The 20612-nt window shown below is 40.0% G+C and carries 16 protein-coding genes; 5 read left to right on the top strand and 11 right to left on the bottom strand.

Annotated features, from left to right (window positions below; genetic code table 11):
• Positions 1–17 precede the first annotated feature (17 nt).
• Together C2869_RS11220 and C2869_RS11215 are read right to left on the bottom strand one after the other, a co-directional pair.
• Positions 18–1970: a bifunctional diguanylate cyclase/phosphodiesterase gene (locus C2869_RS11220; RefSeq protein WP_108603025.1), complete on the bottom strand. Its 1953-nt coding sequence runs from the start codon at positions 1968–1970 to the stop codon at positions 18–20.
• Positions 1971–1983: 13 nt separating this feature from the next.
• Positions 1984–2649, bottom strand: a complete 666-nt coding sequence (locus tag C2869_RS11215; protein ID WP_108603024.1) for a transglutaminase-like cysteine peptidase — start codon at positions 2647–2649, stop codon at positions 1984–1986.
• Between the two features lie 298 nt (positions 2650–2947).
• On the opposite strand from C2869_RS11215, the gene C2869_RS11210 reads away from it, so the two are divergent.
• The 5 genes from C2869_RS11210 to C2869_RS22490 all read left to right on the top strand — a co-directional run bounded on the left by C2869_RS11210 (position 2948) and on the right by C2869_RS22490 (position 7811).
• Positions 2948–4501 carry a sulfatase-like hydrolase/transferase gene (locus tag C2869_RS11210; protein WP_108603023.1) on the top strand — a complete coding sequence of 518 codons (1554 nt, stop codon included), beginning with the start codon at positions 2948–2950 and terminating at the stop codon, positions 4499–4501.
• 347 nt (positions 4502–4848) lie between these two features.
• Complete coding sequence (locus C2869_RS11205) at positions 4849–5427, top strand: hypothetical protein (RefSeq protein WP_108602684.1); 579 nt, start codon at positions 4849–4851, stop codon at positions 5425–5427.
• A 172-nt stretch (positions 5428–5599) separates the two neighbouring features.
• Positions 5600–6838, top strand: coding sequence for a DDE-type integrase/transposase/recombinase (locus tag C2869_RS11200; RefSeq protein ID WP_108602683.1), 1239 nt, complete (start codon positions 5600–5602; stop codon positions 6836–6838).
• Positions 6835–7644, top strand: coding sequence for an ExeA family protein (locus C2869_RS11195; RefSeq protein ID WP_108602682.1), 810 nt, complete (start codon positions 6835–6837; stop codon positions 7642–7644). The genes C2869_RS11200 and C2869_RS11195 overlap by 4 nt, the downstream gene beginning before the upstream one ends.
• The gene (locus C2869_RS22490) at positions 7641–7811 is read left to right on the top strand and encodes a hypothetical protein (protein WP_159084113.1); all 171 of its coding nucleotides are present in this window, start codon (positions 7641–7643) and stop codon (positions 7809–7811) included. Before C2869_RS11195 ends, C2869_RS22490 begins: the two co-directional genes overlap by 4 nt.
• Before the next feature lie 529 nt (positions 7812–8340).
• Here the strand turns inward: C2869_RS22490 and C2869_RS11190 are convergent.
• The 9 genes from C2869_RS11190 to C2869_RS11150 all read right to left on the bottom strand — a co-directional run bounded on the left by C2869_RS11190 (position 8341) and on the right by C2869_RS11150 (position 20554).
• Complete coding sequence (locus C2869_RS11190) at positions 8341–8916, bottom strand: hypothetical protein (RefSeq protein ID WP_108603022.1); 576 nt, start codon at positions 8914–8916, stop codon at positions 8341–8343.
• A gap of 21 nt (positions 8917–8937) precedes the next feature.
• The gene (locus C2869_RS22870) at positions 8938–9597 is read right to left on the bottom strand and encodes an RHS repeat-associated core domain-containing protein (protein ID WP_228710654.1); all 660 of its coding nucleotides are present in this window, start codon (positions 9595–9597) and stop codon (positions 8938–8940) included.
• 273 nt (positions 9598–9870) lie between these two features.
• Entirely contained in the window at positions 9871–10206 is a 336-nt protein-coding gene (locus C2869_RS11180; RefSeq protein WP_108603021.1) for a hypothetical protein, read from the bottom strand.
• Positions 10207–10272: 66 nt separating this feature from the next.
• On the bottom strand, positions 10273–15042 hold the full coding sequence (locus C2869_RS22865) for an RHS repeat-associated core domain-containing protein (RefSeq protein ID WP_108603020.1): 4770 nt from the start codon (positions 15040–15042) through the stop codon (positions 10273–10275).
• An 18-nt stretch (positions 15043–15060) separates the two neighbouring features.
• The gene (locus C2869_RS11170; protein WP_108603019.1) at positions 15061–16011 is read right to left on the bottom strand and encodes a hypothetical protein; all 951 of its coding nucleotides are present in this window, start codon (positions 16009–16011) and stop codon (positions 15061–15063) included.
• 75 nt (positions 16012–16086) lie between these two features.
• The gene (locus tag C2869_RS11165) at positions 16087–16386 is read right to left on the bottom strand and encodes a hypothetical protein (RefSeq protein ID WP_108603018.1); all 300 of its coding nucleotides are present in this window, start codon (positions 16384–16386) and stop codon (positions 16087–16089) included.
• 98 nt (positions 16387–16484) lie between these two features.
• Positions 16485–17816 carry a TolC family outer membrane protein gene (locus C2869_RS11160; RefSeq protein ID WP_108603017.1) on the bottom strand — a complete coding sequence of 444 codons (1332 nt, stop codon included), beginning with the start codon at positions 17814–17816 and terminating at the stop codon, positions 16485–16487.
• Positions 17817–17910: 94 nt separating this feature from the next.
• On the bottom strand, positions 17911–19116 hold the full coding sequence (locus C2869_RS11155) for an OmpA family protein (RefSeq protein ID WP_159084138.1): 1206 nt from the start codon (positions 19114–19116) through the stop codon (positions 17911–17913).
• Positions 19106–20554, bottom strand: a complete 1449-nt coding sequence (locus C2869_RS11150) for a TolC family outer membrane protein (protein WP_108603015.1) — start codon at positions 20552–20554, stop codon at positions 19106–19108. Before C2869_RS11150 ends, C2869_RS11155 begins: the two co-directional genes overlap by 11 nt.
• Positions 20555–20612: the final 58 nt, after the last annotated feature.

Genomic DNA, 20612 nt, shown 5'->3' with positions numbered 1-20612 from the left:
TCGGCATCATCTCGCTTTTAATTTGATTCTTTACCGATTTCAAATGGTTCAGGCTTATAAATAAAGCCTTGGTAAGCATCAAAATGGTATTCTTTTAATATATTGAGCTGTTCTTCGTTTTCAACACGGGTCGCGATCACATCGACATCTAAGTTATGGATGGTGGTACATAGCGAGCCAACAAAGTAAGCATCGTTATCACTGCTTAACGCCATTTGTGTATAAGCATGATCAATTTTTACATAATTTGGATGCAAGCTCTGCAAGTAGGAAAGTGATGAGAAATTGCGGCCTACACGGTCAACGCCAAACTGTACGCCTAAATCGGCAAACTGGGCACACATGGCTTCTATTTTTTCTCTGTTATAAATAACGCTTTCTTCTGTAAATTCAAAACAGATTTGAGTCGTATATTGTGGTATCGCTTTCAACGCGTCGATCATCCAATCAATAAACTGGTCATTCTTTAACGCCGACGCCGTAAGGTTAACCGCATAGACTTGCTCTGAGCCCGCTTTTAAATGCTCAATAACCAGTTCAATAACCTTCTTATCAAATTGATCACCTAACTCAAACTCTTCAAGTACAGAAATAAAGATCCCTGCATTCACCGCGCCCATATCTTCTAAATTCAACTTGGCGTAAGCTTCAAAGTGCAACGGCTTGTCAGCCCCTTTGAAACCGTATACGGGTTGGCGGGTAAAACCTAAAGCTGAGGCATCAATGGCTTTTTCAATGGCATCTTTAATTTCCATTCTGGCCATTTTAGTTTGTTGCTGCTGACTTTGCTTGGCGATGTAAATACCGCTATTTTCACTGCGGGCCTGTTGCATGGCATTATCAGCCAACGACAAGACTTCACCATTGCTAGCACCGGCAGTGATATGCACAGCCCCCATGTTGAAAATACGCTCTTGGTAAAAGTTTTCGCGATAGCTAGTATTTTGAAAATGCGACGCCAGCTTGTTCAATTGCTCTTCAATTTGCTGATTGTCTAAACCATCTAAAATTAACGCGAATTCATGAGCCGATAAACGACACTTAACCGCGCCACTTTCGTCATTAAAATTACCGTCAATAAAGTTAGCGGCACTTTTAATTACATCATCACGTTTGGTCCAGCCATCTTTTTTATTAATTTCGTCAATACCTAACAACTCAAGAAAAACTACAGCACCACTGGGCTCGTCACTTAACCAAGCTTGTAATTGACGATTAAAAAAGGCGCGATTACCAAAACCAGTCGTCGCATCCTGAAACGCTTGTTCCTTTAATTTGTTATGCAAACGCGCTTCTTCTTCAAATTGCTCTTTTAGTTTAACCGTCATTTGATTAATTGATTTAGTGACGGACCTTAACTCCTTGGTTTGGGGTAAAGGTAAAGGCTCACCAAATTTACGCTCTTGGATCTGCTGGGCTTTTTTACGGATCCGCGCTAACGGTTTCAATACCAAGTTAATACCAATGGATGCCAAGGCAATCAGTACTAAAGACAACATGCTGAGCAAGCTCGACATAGATACAAAGGCTTCCCATAATTGCTTATAAGCAAAGCCTGGGTGGCCTTGTATACGCAATACACCGGCCTGTAACCAGCCATCCGTAATTGTGGTTTCAACGTCTGGCACATTGATCTCAATTAAATCAACAAACCAGCTAGGCACACCATTAATACGCACAGGGATCGCTTTACTAACCGTTTGTTCAGTCGTCAAAATTTCCACTTCGATTTTAGAATAATAGCCACCGTCAAAATAAGCATTAATAGTCGATTCAACCAGCACAGCATCGCCTTCGGCCAAATGCGGAGTCAACGCCATACTCAAGGACGTGGAAGTATTATTTAAATCAGACTCTAACTGATTAGTTAAATAATCGCGTGTTGACTCAAACTGCAGCCAAAGCACGCCAATTAAGTTAGCTAAAAAGCTAAGTACGATCACCATAAGGAGTTGTCTAAACAGAGTCATGTTTGGTTGGCCTCTATTCCATAAATTCGTCAAGTTGATAGCGTTTACTTAGATTGTCCCAGTTGTCGATCCGCTCTGAGCCACCAACAACCTGACCTTTACCTTTTTGTTTATTGAGCCAAAGCTTTTGACCATTAAACGAGAAAATAGGGATTAAATCTTTACGCTTATGTGCGGGTTTAATTTTGCCGTCGATATTATCCAATATCATAGGAATGGATTTCGGTTTCGGGTAATACGCTAGTACCATATGAAACTGATTTAATTTAACGGCTTTAACATACGTTAAACGCAGCTTTTCAATTGGCACACCTAGCTCTAACAAGGTGAAATACTTAGCAACCGAAAAGTCCTCACAGTCTCCGGCTTTCGTACCGATAAATTCTATCGGCGTTGCCCAATAATCTTCTTTACCCCAGTGGTCAATATCATTGACAAAATCAAATAAGTTAAAAAAACGATTCACTTTTTCCAACTTTTGTTTGTCAGTTAATCCTTGACTGGTATCGACTATATTACGCCAAGCTTTAACCCGCTTTTGCGCGGTATTGTCGTACTTAACACCAACGTATTGTAAAAGTTTATTGAGATTAAGTTTGGGTTTGGCATAGGCATAAAACACAGAAACAGAGCAAACGATAATGCTGGTGATAGCGACTATCCTGAACTTGCTATACATGTTTTGCCTTTGTTTAAAAAGTAAGCCCACTCATTATCAATATTCTTAACACAAAATCGCTTTGTTCAATCTGCGATGAGTCACTAGGTTAAAAATACACGCTTAATAGGCTCATTAATATTGTGATTCAATAGGTTAAGAGTAAACAACTCACGTAAATAGTTCAAAGAGTTACTGCCGTAAAAACGAATATTTATCCATTACAAATGTAAAGTTTATATACAAACAACAAGTATCATTAACAAAACAACACTAGCTATGATAGCCTTAACTCACAATTAATTTATTCCACCCCGTTATGATGGCGCGTTTATTACAACAACTCTGCATTGCAGGCTCAATTCTACTAACAGCCTGCTCTTCACAAACATCAACTTCTAACGAGAGTCAAAACAAGGCCACAGCCAAAGCAGCCAAGCCTAACTTTGTGTTTATTTTTGCCGATGATCAGTCACCTAAAACAATTGGAGCCTACGGTAACCCACATATTAAAACACCGACCTTAGATGAAATCGCTAATAACGGCGTCAACTTTACCAATGCTCACAACATGGGGTCATGGACTGGTGCGGTTTGTTTAGCCTCGCGTACCATGCTGAACTCAGGGTTATCTGTTTGGCAAGCCAAGCAACAAGACCAAAACTACAAAAATGGTCAAGGCTTGCAACAAACTTGGTCCAAGCTCATGGAAAAACAGGGCTACGACACTTACATGACAGGTAAATGGCATGTTCACGCCCCAGCTCATAAAATTTTTAATACCGCAAAAACCGTACGCGGCGGAATGCCAAAAGATTATTGGCAACATCATAAAATGGTTGCTGCGTTTAAAGCATTGGCAAACGGCACCAGTCAAGCCAAATCAGCAGAAGAGCTAATGCCTGTCGGCTACAATCGACCACTAAACAAAAATGATGATTCTTGGTCTCCCACGGATCCGAAATTTGGCGGTTTTTATCAAGGTGGTAAACATTGGAGTGAAGTCGTTAAAGATGAAGCACTCGGTTTTATTAATAGCGCCGCGCAAAAAGATAAGCCGTTTTTTATGTATTTAGCATTCAATGCACCGCATGACCCACGCCAAGCCCCTCAAGCGTATCAAGATATGTATCAAGCTGAACAATTACCATTACCGAGTAATTGGCAAGCTAACTACCCAGAGAAAGACCAAATCGGCAATGGCCCGAGTCTACGCGATGCGGCGCTTGCGCCATTCCCCCGCACTGAATACGCAACTCAGGTGCATTTAAAGGAATACTACGCATTAATCACCCATTTGGATGAACAAATAGGAGCGATTATCAAAGCGTTAAAAGCATCAGGTAAGTTTGACAATACCTATATTGTTTATACCGCCGATCACGGTCTGGCTGTGGGTGAACATGGCTTATTTGGTAAACAAAATATGTACGAGCACTCAATCCGCTCACCTTACATTATTTGGGGGCCTGGGTTAGAAAAGGGCAAAGTGGTGGATGCCAACATTTATTTGCAAGATACCATGGCCACAGCACTAGAGTTAGCCGGTGCCACTAAACCCGAGCATGTATATTTCAATTCAATATTAGACTTAGCAAAAGGAAAAACCAACACCAGTCATTACAACGGTATCTACGGCGCCTATCGTGAAAGTCAGCGCATGATCAAAAAGGGTGGCTATAAGCTCATTGTTTATCCAACCGCAAACACCATCAAGTTGTTTGATTTACAAAATGATAAAGATGAAAAACACAACTTGTTTGCTAAGCCACAATATCGTCAAAAAGCCAAGCAGTTGTTCAATGATTTATTAGATTTACAAAAAGAAATGCAAGACGAACTCGATATTAGCGCCATGCAGTCTTTGCTGTAATGCATGCTTGCCAAAAACCTAATACTTAACAGGGCAAGATCATACTTTAGTTACGCATGCTCGTAATACAGTCTCTTATAATTATAGGCTAATCGACTGAAGTCAGAGCAAGAAGAAGTCAGAGTGGAAAATGAAAAAAGCCAATATGATTAAACCCATATTGGCTTATTTAATCGGAGACATACACTTCATTAAGCACATTTAACTATTGCATTAACTGTTAATTCCCACAATCCAATCACTCCATAATTGACTTACCAGCCAAACTGCAAACAACGGATAACTCATTGTTATAACGTGTAATTTGGGAATTAAGATTTTTATTTACACTGCTGAATATTTTTCTTGTGTCACGTCGAGATTTTTTGTTTGATGCTGGTATGCAAACATTCTTTCAATCCTTATCTGATATTGAGCGTTATCTTGAGCCTTGTCATCGTTATTATTCATTGACCTGTCAACATTGTGGTTTAGGTGGGCATTTAATTAGCCATGGCTTTATTTACAAACAGCTGTCTATGCATGAGCGTAAAACCATGGGCAAGCGAGTTGTTTGTTCTAATCGTTTCGGTCATTCCGGTTGTGGCCGTACCACTCAGTTAGTCTTGGCTGAATGTTTACCTAATCGCCAATACAGCGCTTGGCAATTGAGTGTGTTTATTGTGTTGTTACTGGCTAATGTCGCTGTGGTTAAAGCTTATCAACTAGCCACTGAACAAGTGAGTACCCGTCAGGCTTGGCGTTGGGTTGCCGCTTTAAAACGTAATATCATGCAGTATCGATTAAGGCTTAAGTCACCCGTTTCTGTTACCTCTTCTTGGCGTTGTACTCATCCTGTTTTTGCAACCCTTTGTGCACTTGTGAATGGTTTAACAGCACCCGTCTGTCTGGCGTTTCAATTATCCGCACAAACCGCCTTTATCTAACCTATTGATGGGGATGTCAGGGTTTATTACGGCTTTTTCATTATTCAATTTGCCACTTTATCTTCGTCACTGAGTTATTTCGTTGAGGGATTTCTTCGCCCCACATGAGAGGTCAGTCGGCTCCCACCTTGGTTTTCGCTACCCTCAGGTAAAACACAAGGAGAACCACTGAATGAAGATGAAAGCTAACAAGCCCCCATTAGAAATTAGACTGCAAGTGCTAAGCGCAGTTGATTATGCGCCTGGTAACAGTATTCGTGAGCGTATTAAGTCTGTTGCAACGCGCACCTTTGTTGATAAGCAAACCAATGTGGAGTATCAGTTTACTTGGCGCACCATTAGCACTTGGCATTATCGATTTAAGCGCAATGGTGTGACGACCTTGGATAATAAAACCCGCCGAGATAAGAACAGTTACCGTAAGGTGCAACCTAATGAGTTGGCCGAGGGTATTCATGAGGTATTGCCGTATTTAGGCCGCAGTAAAAATGGCTCTGTGCCTAAAATGGCGTTGTATCGACGCTTGTTAAGCTCGGGGTTATTTAAACGTTCGCAGCTGTCTCAAACTTCGTTTTACCGCATGGTTCGCAACCATGGCTTACTGGATAGTGAGCAGTGCCAGAAACTGCGTCAATCGTTCGCCATGCAGTTTGCTAATGAATTGTGGCAGGCTGATACCATGTACGGCCCTAGGGTTATCGATAGTGATGGCCATAAACGTAAAACCTTTTTAATCGCTTTCATTGATGATGCTTCAAGGTTAATTACCCATGCTGAGTTTTTCTATGCCGACAACACGGTCAATATGTGTGATGCCTTTCGCACCGCTTTGTTTAAGCGCGGCAAGCCCGAACGCTTATACTTTGATAATGGCAGTAATTACACCTCTAAAGAAATTCTACAAGCTTGTGTGCGCTTGGATATTCACCTGTCTCATGCCCCTATTCGCGATGGCGCGGCTAAAGGTAAAATTGAACGCTTTTTCCGGCGTTTCCGTGACCAGTTCTTAGTGGATAATCCTGATATTACCACCCTTGATGAACTGAATGATAAGTCCCATGATTGGGTAGAAGTCAGTTACAACAGTCAGTTTCACTCCGGTATTCAAATGACACCGCTCGATAGGTTTAGCCTCGATTTAAACCGCATTCAATTTATGGCCGATGATGAGTTTACAGAAGAAGTCTTCTTTGTGGAGCAAGACCGTAAAGTCAGTAAAACGAATGTTTTTTCCATCAACAAACAACAGTTTGAATGCCCAGTCGATTTACGCGGGAAAACAGTACAGGTTAGATTTAATCGTTCCGCTCAAGATAAGTTTATTGTCTATTATCAAGGCCAACGTATGGGGCAAGCCTCACACTTAGACTTACACGCCAATGCCATTAGACACTTGCGAGGTGATGTATGATTTCCAGTATCTTCGCTATCACGAAAGAGCCGTTTAATCGCTCAAACTTAGCTTTGTTATCACAACAGAAACACATCAGCGATGTCATTAAAATCCACGCCTCTCAAGGTGGGTTTTCCGTGATTATCGGTGAACCGGGTGTCGGTAAAAGTGTATTGCGCGAGCATATTGAACACTGGCATAACGAGCGCGATACCACGGTCGTGGCCATTTCCAGAACCATGCACACGTACATCAATATCCTTAAACAATTGGCCTTATCGTTTAAATTAGATGTGCCAACCAAAGACTTAGAAGCCGAGTTAATTAAAGCGGCCTATGAGCATATCCGCCAGCGTAAAACCTTGTATATCCTGATTGATGAAGCCCATTTACTCAATATTGAGGTGTTACGCAAACTGCGCTTGTTGTTTGAGAAGTTCCCCAAAAAGCACAACTTGGTGTTATTCGGCCAACCCGATTTATTACACTATCTATCACTTAACGTTAATGCCGATATTAAGTCGCGCATTACTTTTTCCCAATCCATCAAACCGCTGAATGATGATGACCTTGAGTGTTATATCATCAAAGAATTAGAAGCGGCCAAGATGGGTATTAATACCTTCGATAGTGCCGCTATTGAGGTCATATTGCGCTCCAGCAATGGTAACTTACGCCTATGTCGTAACCTGTGTTATGCCAGCCTTATCGAAGCCTGTCGCGAAGCCAAAAAGATTGTCACTATCAGCCACGTTAATAATGTGCTTATCCAGCCCCATTGGCGCAGCCATGAAGACTTAATTAAGCAACAGGTGGCATCATGAAGATCATGCAAACCACCCAATACCTAAGTGCGGAAGACGCCGAGTCCATCATACGATTCTTGGATGATATCCGCGAAATGCTGGTCGCAAGTTATGGTGAAGAAATACGCCAACATCATCGCAGTCGTTTAAAGTTGGAGAGATATGAGCTGAAAGATGATGAATAGTTAAATCTAATACGCCAGATCATCATAAAGCCAACGCCTGAGTTAAAACCTCGGGCGTTTTACGTTTGGTCATAGCGAAATTTTAATCATATTCAGATGACCAAAATCATCATATATGACGGCAGTTTGGTTAAAAGTATAATGCAGTTTGAGAAAGGTTATGATCGAAGTTGGGAGATCGTGCGATAAGAATTTGGTAAAGCGAAAAAATCGGTTGATATTATCGTGGTAAAAATGTCATAACCTTGCCAAATCGTTCGATAAATAATTTGGCAAAAGCTATGACATTATTTTGGTAAACAACATTAACTAACGTAGCTATTTTTTAAATTTGGAAAACTTTCCTTTAATCGACTCATTTCTAAGCCGTTGCAACCTACAACGGTTATTGGTTTTTATTAGTTTTGGTCGACCGATATGATCGCCTTTAACCATGTTCCCATCCAATCGTTAATCATAGCCCTTTGATATAGCTTAACTATTTATGGGGAGCAATCAGGATCTGAACCCGTAGTTGTAGTTGCAACAATTACTTATTCATCTTATAGCGCATTTCTGCAATATACCAAACTGCTGACGCAATTAAACTGCACAATGCCAATATGCTAAACGAACTTATCGCGACGTTAACAAGACTTAGGGGTTCACTTACAGAATATGTATAGAGGCCGATTGAGAATAGTGCTACGCCACCAATTCTGACAACACCGGTAAAAATAATAAACCTCAAAAAACCTATTTTACGTTCATTTTCCCAATGACGAGCCTCTTGATGCAATTCATGTATATATAGATTTTGACCGTCCTTAACAAACCATTCGCTTGGAATGTCCGAATTCCCAAAAACGGATTTTAGCTTAGCAACCGGCCAACCTAAAAAAATAATGACTACAAGTGCATTGATGCTCCATCCTACTAAAAAAGAGAAAATAAAACTTGATAACATTAAGAACAATGAAACAACCTTAGGAACATTACTCAATTCAATTGAAACGAGTAAGCCTACCATTGCTCCTAACATGCAAGCAGGGATAAATCCAATCAAAACTTTATGTCTCAATCTTAAAAACTTATATATAGTCGAATTAATTGCTAATAAGTTCATAATTTACCTATACAAAAATTTTTAATCATCATCTTTGACTTGCGCGAGTTCAACTGCAGCCGAAGCAGCGGTGCCAACTAGTTTAGCTAAGTCTTTGGCTGCTTCCGAGGCATTAGGTTTTAAGGCTGTTAAAGGAGCACCACCGATAGAACCTAAAGCGGCACCTTTTATACCGTCCTCAAATACTTTTTGCGCGTCAACTTTTCCATCAACAAAGTACTGAGTTCCAGTACTAGAGCCAGCTCCTGTAGCCCCTCCTGCAACAGTTGAAGTTATCAAGCTTTCAGAAGCTTTTACACCAACTTTAGAGGCAATTACACTGGAACTACCGGCAATTCTAGCACCAGTCGTTACAGCTTTAGCAACTAATGTAGTAATTCCAGAGCCAGTAAGAAACCCAACTGCACCTCCAGCTAATCCCGCAGCTACGATATCCATTTTTGACGCATTAGGATTCGCATCTTTATAAGCCGATGCTGCAGTAAAAGCACCTATACCAGCACTTACAAATTGAATAAACTCGCCATCAGGATCTGTGTATTTATAAGGATTATTGTTTGCATAGGCATACCGATTAAACCCGTGTACAGCTTGGTTTCCTCGTTGAATATGCTCCATAAACCCAACCGGATCATTCGAGTAGAAACGCCCTATGACTGGATCATAGTATCGTGCCTGCATATACAGTAATAGTAATTACGATCCACTGCTATCTGATTAAAAAAACCAATTAATACAGTTACTTATAATTATAGGTTAATTGAGAGATGTTTGAGTAGAAAACGCAAAAGCCAATGTGTTTGAACCCACATTGGCTTTTTTGTAAGGTTGCTTACGCTTCGCTACTCTCCCATTAGCAACACATGTTTAACCCGCTTTACGAATTAAGCTTACAGGGCTGCAAGTGGTTAATTTTAATAAGGCCAATAGTAAAGGCTTAATCTTGGTAGATCCTTACCGTTTCAACCTGAGATAATCAACAAATAATAATCCCACCAAAGTTCCTAAAAACATAAATATAAATATTAAAAAATATTTATATAACGAATAAATTACCGCTAGTTCAAGATCTCGATTTGAAGCAACCGTTAATAAGCCAGCTACGACATCACGATCTAACTCTTCTTTGCTATGGCGAATATTTTTAATATCTTCATTCAATTGCAGTTGATATTGAGCATGCCCTTTCTCGTATTCCTCAATAAAACCATTAACTTTAAAAACAATACTTGAAACAATTATTACAGAGACAATGACAATAATGACTCTAGAAATTAACTCTTTAAACACAATTTTCCTCCAAAAATAATTACACGCAACAATAAAATATCTTGAATGCGGCTAACTTAATCCTAATTAGCAATTTTCTTGGTCTTTTCCAGCGCAATTATTGTTTTGCACGTCTTCAGTATTATTATTCTGGTCACTTGACGTACTTTCTTCTTTAGACCACTCTTTGTAAGCTTTTTTAATTTTACCTATTAACGATAACTTTGCTTTTTTGGTATCACTGGGGATACCTTTTCCTAGCTGTTGGCTCATATCAACAAATTTAGGTGCCGCTTGCATCAAATCAGCTGCTTTTTTAACTTTATCCATTTCTGTATTCATTTTATCTAAATCTCCTTCTGCTGCAGCTTCATGTGCATTTTTACGATGTTCAGTGATAGAAGCGATCGTTTTCTTTACTGTGTCACCAGCAGCGTAACCACCTAATGCAACCACACCAACTACAGCTAAAATGGTAACAACAGACCATTCACCATCAGGGTCAGTATATTTATATGGATTATTGTTGGCGTAGGTATATCTATTAAAACCGTATACAGGACGCCCTCTACTAATGGCTTCAATTGTACTTACCGGATCATTCGAGTAAAACCGACCTATGACTGGATCATAGTATCGTGCCTGCATGTACACCAATCCAGATGAATCTTTAACATGCCCAGTAAAATCAATGTCATTAACACTATCAGCAGGGTTTTGTGATGATTCTCCGTAAGGCTTGTAATGCTCACTGCCGATAATGCTACCAGAATCGCCTAACGGCGATATATCTTCGCCGAATGCTTGGCTATCCGGATTGACATCACTGCCAAAACTTTGAATTTTGGCGATACTAGTGCCAGCTGCATTGATATAGTCTGTATGGAGGTTTTCAGTTAAGTTGTATTGCGAAACTAAGCCTGCCCCTAGGGTGTATACCGAGTAAATAGTTTTGCCATCAATAGTTTGTTTAACCCGCTTATAATTGCCGTCATAAACGAAACTACCATTTTGATTACCACTTATTGTGATTGGTTGATGTGCTAAGTCATAAGTAAATTGATGACGGCCATTATTGGTTACGTTGCCATAGTTGTCGTGAGAGAATACATGGGTACTCGAATTACTGGTTACGTAATCCAACCTATTTACATAGTCATGATAATTAATACCGATAACATCGTTGGGCGTTGCACGTTCGAGAATGTTACCCAATGAATCATATTTAAATGCGATTTTCCCTCCCCAAGCTGCGCTAGTTGAGGTATTTAATCGATTTAAACCATCATACGTATTGGTAATGGTGCGGCTAGGATATAAACCATTAGTAATAGTTTTAACATTGTCTCCCGCTGTATAGTCGTAGGTTAGTCGCATGGGGTCTGAACGGCCATCGTTAAACGTAACGTTACGGATTTCAGGTAATTGCCTGTTGTTTAAAGTTTGTTCGAATTTAGCTCCATTCCCATAAGTGAATGACTTAACGGTTCCATTAGCGTGATAGTCAAAGTTATTGGCATACGTTTCGGTTTCTTCGGACCAATTCTTCCTCTCTATATGATTGGGGCGTCCAAACGCATCCAGATTAAATTTAACTAAGTCTTTCGAAGGGTATCTGATTCCTTCAATTTGTTGGCGAGAGTTAATTTCATAGAAAGTAGAAAAAGTTTTGCCATCAATGTACAAGGTTTCTCGGGATAACGTATCGAGATTGTTAATATCATAGCCGTAGGTCCACTCAGTAGTCCCTCGAGTAACTTTCTCGACATTTCCAGCATCATCATAATATGTATTAACATCTGGAGTTTCATCTGGGTAGTCAATATGGGTTTTTCGTCCCATCTTATCGTAGGTTAATTGGACACTTGCTGCTTTAATATTTGCATTCGGACAATTTATTCCGGTAGGTTGGCCATCTTGATAATACTCTAGTTCACCAATTTGGTTATATAAGTACAAGCTATCGCCAGCTTCTGGGATCGATTTTCGACATAGTCTATTTTGCTCGCTGTAAGTAAATCTTTGGGTTTTATCTCTATAAACGTCTCCATGACTACCAAATTGCCGCACAGAGGTTAAATTACCCCATATGTCGTATTTCATTTCCGTATTGGTGTCTTCTGGACTCTTTATGAAGATAATATTTCCGTCATTTGGAGAGCCGTAACCACTCAGGCGTTTGGTTGTGACATTGTTATCGCCATCGGTCACCTTCACTTCATTATTATTTAGGTACTCATACTTGATGTTGTCTTGCTGTGTTAGGCGACCTAATCTATCGTATTGACGCCATACTCCTTTGCTTTCAGCTTCTAATCTGGTAGTACTTGGGTACGATGCAAAGTTGACTGTCATGCCATTACTATTTTTACCGTCATAACTCCAAGTTTGGTAAATACTCGATTGTGCTCCTGTTTTATCTTTTTGTTCACGGCTAATAGGTCGATAGTAAAGATCATACTTGGTAATAATTTGCTCATCACCTAAGGTAGCTGTTTCTATAACACCTTCGTATAAGTTTGTGTAAGTTATTTTGGTGTTAGCTGCCAAATTAGGCTGGTAAATATCAGTTAACCAGCCAAAATCGTTGTATTTATATTCAACAGTTAAATTTTTTCCATTTGTATAGCTTTCGGTTAAGCCCCACTGATTGACAGACATATACTCATATACGCCATCAGCTCGCTTAATACTGGTAGGAGCTCCATTAACATAGTTTTCGAATGTTGTTGTACGGCAATCTTCGCTGGTGATATCTTCAGGGTTACAATTTATTCCCGATGTTAAATTTCGGGTACGGGTTTTAATCCTGCCTTTTGAATCACCAGATGTATGATATGTAAGACTATCTGTTTCTTGGCCAAATTGACTAACAGATATCAATTGTCCTAAATCATTATAGGCGTTATCAATAAATAAGCGGTTGTTGTAAGTAGTGGTATCGCGTAAACCAATGATCCATGGCTCACGTAAATGTTTATAAGTGATGTCTTGAATACGTTCACGTTTGTCCTGAGTGTTACTGTAAGTTTTAATCTGAGTGGGCAAACCATAGCTATAACTATCTTCAAACAAGTTTTCTTTATATTTGTATTCCGTGGTAAAAACATCGTTACCACGCTGCAGAACAACTTTGTCAGTAATGACTTGAACAGGCGTTTTTCCGCCTAATGCATCTGTATTGGCATTAGGGGTCAATAAACCTGCACTTAAATCAAAAGTTTTTGACTCTAATAAAACGTTTTTCTGCGAATCTTGATAGACATTGATTTGTGTTGTATGCCCATAAAGCCATGAAGAATTATCATTATTTACTATATATTCAGTTGCACTGCCATTCGGATTATAGACAGTGTTGTTATATGCAGAAACCCGTACAACCCCTTCAGAGTCTGTGTAATATTCGTAATCATAATCGTACTCCCAAGTATAGGTTTTTCGATTATTGGGGTAATTATCAACAGGCGAGATAATCCGCTTTTTAACCAGCCTGTAAGTTCTTACTCCTTTTCCTCCCATGTAAAGTGGGTGAAGAACCTCTGATTCACATGCATCGAGGGTTTGGTTTTCTTCATGGTCAGTGTCTTGATAGAAAGACCTAATCGAGTCGAAATAAAACTCCACCACTGTTCCATTAGGGTGGCTAACTTGACTAACCCAATTTCGCCCCTGACAGTAATACTCCTTCTCCATATCTCCATGTAGTCCCCAAAAGCTTGAAGAGTAACCATGAAGATTAGTGCCACTTGAAGTCCAATAGGATTTTTTATCAGGAAGCATTAATGTGCCATTTGGATCAACCGTCCATTCCCTATCGTCAACGGTATAACGATAACCTTTCATACCCGTGCTTGTTAGATCAATGGATACTTCGTGACCTTGATCGCTAGAAATTACTACCTTAGAGTATCTTTTAGTATGCTCAGTTGATGGCGTAAAGGTATAGTTAATTTCGTTACCATACACATCGGTTATCTTTGAGGCATAAAGAATAGCGTCTTGTAGAGGGATATCTTCCACCCATATCCCTTCAAATTGAATTTGAGGATCTTCTTTATAGTAATGCCAATATTTTCTTTCAGAGCGATGATTAACGGGATAATCAACATAAGCCAGAACGTCGAAATGATAAGTGAGTCCTTGTGGTGAAGTGGCTATAAATCCTTCGCCCTTGTTATCTCCAATATCGTTTTTACATGTGATGCGCCAATTATTTTTAGTAGTATAAAAAACCTGCTGTGTTTGGTTAGGAAATGTATATAGACTGGGTGCAGGGGCATGCTCTAGCATTTGAACATTGCCGCCAGGGGTTATCATAGTAAGACCATCTTGAATAAAAGACGGATTAACAGGGACTTCATAGGGGACTTGTATTGCCTGAGGCCCTGAATAATCTTGCCTAAAGTATCGTCTTGTTCCCATCAAAGATACATATTCGTTATAAGACTGATTATATTGAGTACATCTATCTTTGCCCCAAAACTGCCCTTCACGAACATCATGGATACCTTGTTTAGCTATGACTTTAGTTCGAATATGCGGTATATCATCTAGCCAACCTCGGCGATCTTTTAATACTTGTCCTACTTGAATAGGGATATGGTTTGTCGAGAGCGTTGTGATTGGTCGATAAAAACTAAGTGAGCCTGTTGCAGGGTCAAATCTATCACCCGCTAAACCAGCGCCTAACTGTTTTAACCCTGCAGCTTGATTTGCTCTTATTTCTGCCAACATTTTGTCTAATGCAATTAGTTGTTGAGGCGTAGCCGGTAAGCTATTAGCAAATAAAGAAAATGAAGTAAGTAAGCTTAGAGCTGTAAAAAATAGGTTATTTACAAGTTTGTAGAATTGTGACATCACTATTTCACTCCTTGATTAGTGGCTGGTTTCAGCAATTGGACTACCTAATACATCAGTATGGATATAGCTAATGCGGCGTTTTCGGGTTGTTTCATAGCCTTCTTCATCAATACGAATATTGTCGATAGCTATATCTCCCATGTATCCCCCTTTTGCCACCGCGCGATATCTAAGTTTAGTAGTGACACTGGTAGGTGCCTTGGTTAGCGGAATGGTGACTTTATTCCAATTCTCAGTATAACTTCTTTGTTGCTGGCCTGTTCTTCGCCAAATAGTTTGCCATTCACCGTTATCCAAAATATCAATATAAAGGGTACCAATATTGGTACCGTACATGTGGTATTCAAAATTCAGTTTTAACGAGTTATAGGGTGGAAGGATAAATTCAGGACTAACTAGCACAGCAGTATCGCCGTCGTTATAGGCATAACCACTAGACGTTTCCATGTAGGCGTACCAATTACCCTCAGCTGCACTTGAAGGCCCTGTATAACTTGACGAAGTTCCTCCTGAACGATTAAGCCATTGGTAACTACCTGTTTGTATCCAATCGGCAATGCCATTTTCAAAACTCAGGGGAGATAACTCAACAGGAGCCTGTGTCCCAGAATTAGTAACTTCAATATTGAAGTTTAGCCAAGTATCAAGTTCAACACTCCCCATGTCAGGTACATATACAAAAGAAAGAAGATCAATAGTATATTGACCGCTTTCTAGGTTGGAAAAAGTATAAGAGGTTTGAGTGCAATCTAGACTTTCAAATTGGACTATATCACTATTGAAAGATAGCCCTATTTCAACATGATCACATTGGGCTATGTCATCATCAGGTGTGACAGACCAAGAAATGGTTATATTTCCATCACCACTAGTGGCGGGAACAGACACATCATAAAGAGTACCTCCATACGAGTGGGCTCGTGTTACTACCAGCATAAAAAAAATTATACTTAATATACGCTTCATTATTATTCCCTATTTATTCCATTACAGCCGAGGTAAAGCACGCCTTAACTGGTATCTAGCGCTATTTTCGTTTTCTCAACTCTTTCTTTTTTTATGGTGGCATTGTTTAAATGCCTTAGTTTTGGCGGTTTTATCACCTTTACTTTTTTTAATAGCTTCCTTTTTGCAAGCTTGCAGTATTTCAATCATAGCGTTTCGGCGTTGACGAAGAGGGGGTTTAAAAAGCTGTTTGGTATTACGAGTTTTACCCTGATTGTATTGGGGAGATTGGTTATCTATTTTTTCTTCTGAAATTTCAGATGCGAAGGCTTGGTTTGCATGCAAAGAAAGCATTATAACTAGTGCTGTATTTCGCCAAGTAAAAGGATGAATCATTGTATAAATCCATTTAGCTAACAATATGTACACTGTATACAATTGACAACCTGATTACAAATATTACCTCGAGTATCTAACTAAAAATTCCCTCTTGATTATTTTTCGATCTTTAACTGCCAGTATTCATCGCCATTTATGCGTAAAGCGGTGAGTAATTCGCCCATGGCATTAAACAAGCGATAATGTGCGTGTAAGTATTCGGTTTCTGCGGTGACAAAGTTACGGCGCGCTTCAAATAATTCATTTTCAGTATCTAAAAGGTCGAGTAAAGTACGACGGCCGAATTCAAATTGTTCTTTGTAAGCCTGCTTGGTGATAAAGCTTTGTTCAACATGAGTTTGTAAAAACTCTATTTGGCGACTGACAAAGCTATAGGAATTCCATGAAAATTGCGCACCTTCAACCACTTGGCGCTGAGCTGAATCTTTAATATCTTGCGCTTGATTAACCACATACGCAAACTGCTTCACGCGTGCCTGGTCTTGCCCACCGCGATACAGATTGTAGCTTAAAACCAAATCCGCCCGAGTTTGGGTACGCTCTAACCCACCATTATTTCTGTCATCTGTATGAGTGTGGCTCAGTTGCGCGGTTAATGTGGGTAAATTAGGACTTTTGTTCACTTCAAGTTGCGCTTGTGCCGCTTTAATATCGGCTATCGCAGATTTAATGGTTGGGTGGTTTAATTTTGCTTTATCTAAAAATTGACCTTCAGACACAGGTAACATAACGGCGTCTGGTACAGGTAAAATCAGTTCGTTTGGCTTTTCTCCCACTAAGCGGATAAATGCGCCTACCGAGTCTGCTAAGTTATTTTGTGCAGTAAAATAAGTCGCTTGTGCTCGCGCTAAACGACCATTAGCTTGTGACAGATCAGAGACTGAACCTAAACCATTATCGTGGCGCAGTTGAATTTGTTGTTGGATTTGTTGATGGGTTTCAGTATTTTTCAGCGACAAGTCCACTAAGGTTTGATCCTTAATGACATTTAAGTAAGCATTCACAACTTCCAGCGCTTTATTTTCTGCCGCCGCTTTTAATTGAAATAGTTCTGATTGCGCTTCAAAGTCCGTTCGTTTGATATTTTCGCTAGTAAAAAAGCCATCAAATAAAAGCTGGGACAGTGTAAGGCCATAGCTTAATGGCTTAATCGACTCATTTTGCAAACTGGCTCGTGATTCTGGGCTATCTTGACGACCAACTCCGATGCTAGCTTCAAGATCAAGCGTCGGATACCAACCACTTTGCGCTACATTATGCTCTTGCAAAACCGCTTTGTAATTATGGTATACCTGCTTTAGATCTGGATTAGTATTAAATGCCACCGCTACCGTTTGCTCCAGAGAACGAGCATAAACGCTAAAAGAAAATTGGCAAAGTACAAGCGCTAAGGTTGCATAAGCAACTCTGTTTATTATTTTTTTCATTCTTTGTATAAATCAATATAAAAGGTAACAGAGACTTACACTACCTTGCTCCGTTTAAAAGGCCTCGAATGGTTAGAGGCTAAAGTGCTTCAAATTACCAACCAGATGCTTCTGCAGCATCCTCTTCATCAAATTCCCAGCCACTGGCATCACCACCAGCGGTGTTTTCTTGTTCTTGAATTTCAGCTGGATTTTCCATAATGAAAATATGCCAACGATCTTTAAATTGCAGTTGTGATGATTGCGCATAAACCACAACACGACGATTTAACTCGTCGGCATCTGCAATACCTAAATCGCGTTTACGCTCTACACGTAAGGTTTCCGAAAGGGTAATTTCAACTCGGCGATTCAGTGTATTAGCCTGCTTGGTTTGCGTTTTCTCTAATAGCTCCGATTCGCCTTTACCAATTGGTACTAATATTTTGCGATCAACCCCGTATTCTTTAACTAACATCTCAACCACAGATTTAGCCCGTTTCTCACTCAATTTCTGGTTAAACGCGGCTGAACCTGGAGCCGAGGTATGACCAAATACTTCAACTTTTTCCACATTGTAATTAGCAATGTAGTCAGCCAGTTCTTTCACTTTATCGTTGTACATAGGGTCAATCGTCGCGCTGCCTCGCGGGTAACGAACCGTCAATGTATGAGTGACTAAGCGATTCTCAAATGCAGTACAACCTTTGGTATCAACTAAATACTTATAATCACTGCCAGGGCATTGATCCAAGTTATCTAACACGCCGTCGTTATCTTCATCGTCTGGTGTATTAGCTTTAATCACTTCTGATGTGGTCTCTTCACTGACTTTTTCACCATCAAGTAACCGCGAGCGAATGTCGTTTAACTCGCTGCCCAGCGTTTGACTCACCCGTTCTGCTACATAAGCCATACGTCTTTTAGCCATAACCTTGTTGTACAACATATCGCCATCTTTATGGGTATAGCCTTGTACTAAAATGTTCCATTTTTGACTTTTATCCAAGGTTGATAAAAATGCATTAAATTCATCATCCATACTACCGTGTAAGCTAGTTAAACCTTGCTGGAAATCAATATGATGCTCAAAGTAGACATCTTTAGTCGATTCTGGTGAACAACCATCGTTACTAACATCACGACCTAAGGTTGTGCCATCACATAAATCACGCGCCATGATAACGCCATCATCGTCATGATCGATTAAGCGTTTAGCGCTTTGTTCACTAATAGGTTGCCACTGGTCAATTTCTGGAGTTGATAAACAGCCAAACAGGGACAAGCTGATAATTATTATTAGAGAGCTGTTAGCCTTCATCTTCATCATTTCCATGAATTCCTAAAAATCTTTCTAAACGACTTGAAGCCGATTTTCTGGTGGTTTTTTGTTGCTGGGGTTGTTGTGGTGTACCGACTTGCTCTTTTTCGATAGTATCTCGCCAGTATTCGTCACCTTGAATGCGTAGCGCTTTGAGTAAATCGCCCATCGCATTAAATACACGATAATGAGCATGTAAATATTCGGTTTCCGCGGTGACAAAGTTACGCCGAGCTTCAAATAATTCATTTTCGGTATCGAGTAAATCCAATAATGTACGACGCCCAAGTTCAAACTGCTCTTGATAAGCCTGCTGAGTCAAAAAACTTTGTTCAACGTGTAACTTTAAAAACTCAAGCTGACGATCAGTAAATGAATAAGAGTTCCACGAAAATTTAGCGCCTTCAATCACTTGCCGCTCGGCTGACATTTTAATGTCTTTGGCTTGCTCAATTTGATAAGCATTTTGCATTTCTAATGCTGAATCCTGCCAGCCACGAAATAAGTTGTAATTCATGACAATATCAGCCCGTAACGTATCACGCTCAATACCGTCGTTAGCGCGATCAGCTGTATAGTTCTTGCCAACTTCCAACGTCACTCTTGGCATAAACGAGCTTTGGTTTTGCGACAACTGTGCTTCTGCGGCTTTAATATCTGCGATTGCAGATTTAACCGTTGGATGGTTTAACATTGACTTGTCTAATAGCAAACCTTCCGACGCCGGTAACATAAGCTTATCCGGCACAGGTAAAATTAATTCTTCAGGTTTTTCACCCACTAAACGAATATAAGCCGCTGTCGAATCATATAAATTATTTTGCGCAGTAATTAAATTTGCGTTCGCTCGCGCTAAACGCCCTGTCGCTTGCGACAAATCTGACGCTGAGCCCAATCCGTTATCTGTGCGTAGCTTAATTTGTTCATGGATCGTGGTATGCGAATTAACGTTTTTAGTAGCTAACTCAACAAGCTTGGCATCGCGAATAACATTTAAATAAATATTAGCCACTTCGAGCGCTTTGTTTTCTGCTGCGGCTTGCAAAGCATACAACTCAGATTGCGCTTCAAACGATGTACGCTCAACGTTTTCTGAGGTAAAAAAACCATCAAATAAAATTTGGCTTAGTGAAATACCATAAGTAACGGGACGTATATCCTCACTTTGCGCATTGGGTGTATTTAAACGGGACTCTGGCGTATCTTGAATACCAGCGCCTACGCTGGCATTAATATCTATGGATGGATACCAACCGCCCTCAGCAATTTCTTGCTCTTGCCGAGAAGCTTTGTAGTTGTGGAAAATTTCTTTTAAATCCGGGTTAGTATTAAACGCAGTCGCAACAGCTTGTTCCAATGACTTGGCAAGCGATTGACCGGGTACAAACAAGGCGACACCGAATAAGGCAAACAAATACGTTTGTCTTAACAATTTCATGGATAATCTCTATTAAATTTTGTTATCTGTTTTTAAGTAGCCCTCTAAGTCACCTTTA

The organism is Saccharobesus litoralis, assembly GCF_003063625.1.
GTDB classification, from domain to species: Bacteria; Pseudomonadota; Gammaproteobacteria; order Enterobacterales; family Alteromonadaceae; genus Saccharobesus; species Saccharobesus litoralis.
This window is presented reverse-complemented; position numbering and strand designations above follow the sequence as displayed.

Bases quoted from the DNA above. Each gene is read 5' to 3' on its own strand.
- C2869_RS11220 (WP_108603025.1), bottom strand. From the start codon at position 1,970: ATGACTCTGTTTAGACAACTCCTTATGGTGATCGTACTTAGCTTTTTA.
- C2869_RS11215 (WP_108603024.1), bottom strand. From the start codon at position 2,649: ATGTATAGCAAGTTCAGGATAGTCGCTATCACCAGCATTATCGTTTGC.
- C2869_RS11210 (WP_108603023.1), top strand. From the start codon at position 2,948: ATGATGGCGCGTTTATTACAACAACTCTGCATTGCAGGCTCAATTCTA.
- C2869_RS11200 (WP_108602683.1), top strand. From the start codon at position 5,600: ATGAAGATGAAAGCTAACAAGCCCCCATTAGAAATTAGACTGCAAGTG.
- C2869_RS11195 (WP_108602682.1), top strand. From the start codon at position 6,835: ATGATTTCCAGTATCTTCGCTATCACGAAAGAGCCGTTTAATCGCTCA.
- C2869_RS22490 (WP_159084113.1), top strand. From the start codon at position 7,641: ATGAAGATCATGCAAACCACCCAATACCTAAGTGCGGAAGACGCCGAG.
- C2869_RS11190 (WP_108603022.1), bottom strand. From the start codon at position 8,916: ATGAACTTATTAGCAATTAATTCGACTATATATAAGTTTTTAAGATTG.
- C2869_RS22870 (WP_228710654.1), bottom strand. From the start codon at position 9,597: ATGCAGGCACGATACTATGATCCAGTCATAGGGCGTTTCTACTCGAAT.
- C2869_RS22865 (WP_108603020.1), bottom strand. From the start codon at position 15,042: ATGTCACAATTCTACAAACTTGTAAATAACCTATTTTTTACAGCTCTA.
- C2869_RS11170 (WP_108603019.1), bottom strand. From the start codon at position 16,011: ATGAAGCGTATATTAAGTATAATTTTTTTTATGCTGGTAGTAACACGA.
- C2869_RS11165 (WP_108603018.1), bottom strand. From the start codon at position 16,386: ATGATTCATCCTTTTACTTGGCGAAATACAGCACTAGTTATAATGCTT.
- C2869_RS11160 (WP_108603017.1), bottom strand. From the start codon at position 17,816: ATGAAAAAAATAATAAACAGAGTTGCTTATGCAACCTTAGCGCTTGTA.
- C2869_RS11155 (WP_159084138.1), bottom strand. From the start codon at position 19,116: ATGAAGGCTAACAGCTCTCTAATAATAATTATCAGCTTGTCCCTGTTT.
- C2869_RS11150 (WP_108603015.1), bottom strand. From the start codon at position 20,554: ATGAAATTGTTAAGACAAACGTATTTGTTTGCCTTATTCGGTGTCGCC.